General features: G+C 70.7%; 1 protein-coding gene. It reads left to right on the top strand.

The window, feature by feature from the left end; all coding sequences use genetic code 11:
- Positions 1-1,787, top strand: a 1,787-nt coding sequence (locus FNQ90_RS21280) for an ABC transporter substrate-binding protein (protein WP_182607833.1), incomplete at its 5' end; no start/stop codon positions are given.
- Positions 1,788-1,963: the final 176 nt, after the last annotated feature.

The raw sequence follows: 1,963 nt of genomic DNA, 5'->3' as shown, positions 1-1,963 counted from the left end.
CCAACCCCCTGGTCCTCACCCCCACCGACCGGATCGGCGCCTACGGCGGCACCTGGCGCTCGGCGGTCACCGGTGGCGCCGACGGCCCCTGGCTGCACCGCACCATCGGCTACGAACCGCTGATGCGCTTCACCCGCGACTGGACCGGCCAGGTCCCCAACGTCGCCGAGTCCATCACCCCCAACGACGACGCCTCCGAGTACGTCATCACCCTGCGCGCCGGCCACCGGTGGTCCGACGGCGAACCGCTGACCACCGCCGACGTGCTCTTCGGTTACGAACACGTCGTCCTCAACCGCGACCTCGTCCAGGGCCACCCGCCCACCCTGGCCCGCGGCGAGGACCCGATGGAGTTGGAGATCGTCGACGATCACACCTTCATCGTCCGCTTCTCCGGCTCCAACGCCCTCTTCCTCTCCGACATGGCCCGCCAGGTGGACGGCGACCGCCTGGTCGCCTACCCCCGCCACTACCTCGAGCAGTTCCACGGCGACTTCGCCGAGGACGCCGAGCGCCGCGCCCGCGAAGCGGGTTTCAACACCTGGCAGGAGCACTTCAACCACCTGGGCAACGACTGGGGCGTCCTGTGGACCAACCCCGACCTGCCCAGCCTCAAGGCATGGATCTGCGTCGACCCGCTGGACACCGGCACCGTCGCCCGCTTCGAGCGCAACCCGTACTACTTCAAGACCGATCCCGACGGCTCGCAGTTGCCGTACGTCGACGAGGTCCGCTACGACGTCGTCCCCGAGGCCGAGACCATGCTGCTGCGGGCCCGGAACGGCGACTTCGACTTCCACAGCCGCCACTTCAATTCGATGGAGAACCGCCCGGTCCTCGCCGAATCGCAGGACCGCGGCGGCTACCGCTTCATCGAGTACGAGTCGACCTACAGCACCGAGATGGTCATCTCGCTCAACCTCAACCACGCCGACGACGCGGTACGCGAGGTCTACCGACAGAAGGACTTCCGGGTCGCCCTCTCGCACGCCATCGACCGGCAGGAGCTCATCAACGCCGTCTGGCAACGCCAGGGCGAGCCCCACCAGGTCGCCCCCACCCCCGAATCCCGCTTCCGGGACGAGGAGTTCGCCACCCAGTACCTGGAGTACGACCCGGACCTGGCCAACGGGATCCTCGACTCCCTCGGCTACGACACCCGGGACTCCGACGGATGGCGGTTGCGCCCCGACGGACAGCCCATCACCATCACCGTCGACGTGGCCGAGGACGCCGTGGTCACCATCTGGGTCCAGGCCATGGAGCAGGTCGCCCGGCACTGGGAGGCCGTCGGCATCCGCACCCTGGTCAACCCCATGCCCCGGGAGAACTTCGAGGTCCGCCTCGGTGACAACCGGCACGACGCGAGCGTGTGGACCGGCGACGGCGGACGCGGCGACGAGGTCACCCATCCCCTGTGGTACCTCCCCCACCCCGTCAACGCCGGGTCCGACTGGGCGCGCCACTGGGCCAACTGGTACCGCACCCGCGGGCAGGGGGCGGACGCCGACACCGAGGAACCGCCGGAGATCCCCCGCCGCCAGATCGAGCTGTACGACGAGATGCTCGCCGAGCCGGACGAGCAGCGCCGGGAGGACCTCTTCCGGGAGATCCTCGACATCGCCCGCGAGCAGTTCTGGGTGATCGGCACCGTCCGCGTCTCCAGCGGATACGGCATCGTCAGCAACCGCCTGCACAACGTCGGTGGCCCGCTGCCGGACGCCTCCACCTTCAACACGCCGGCGCCCGCCGCCCCCGAGCAGTGGTTCTTCGGCGACCCCGAGTGAGTCGCACCGAACGTGCCGCGGCTCCCCGGACCCACCGGGGCAGGGGGGCCGCGGCACCGCCCCGCACCCGTTCGGCCCGAGTCCACCGGTCCGGCCGCCCCGGGCGCGCCCCCACCGCGCCCTGTGGCGCCGCGCGCATTCCTCCCCGCGCCGCGGTCCCCCGCACTGTGTCCCCC

The organism is Streptomyces alkaliphilus (assembly GCF_014141535.1).
GTDB lineage: Bacteria > Actinomycetota > Actinomycetes > Streptomycetales > Streptomycetaceae > Streptomyces > Streptomyces alkaliphilus.
This window is presented reverse-complemented; position numbering and strand designations above follow the sequence as displayed.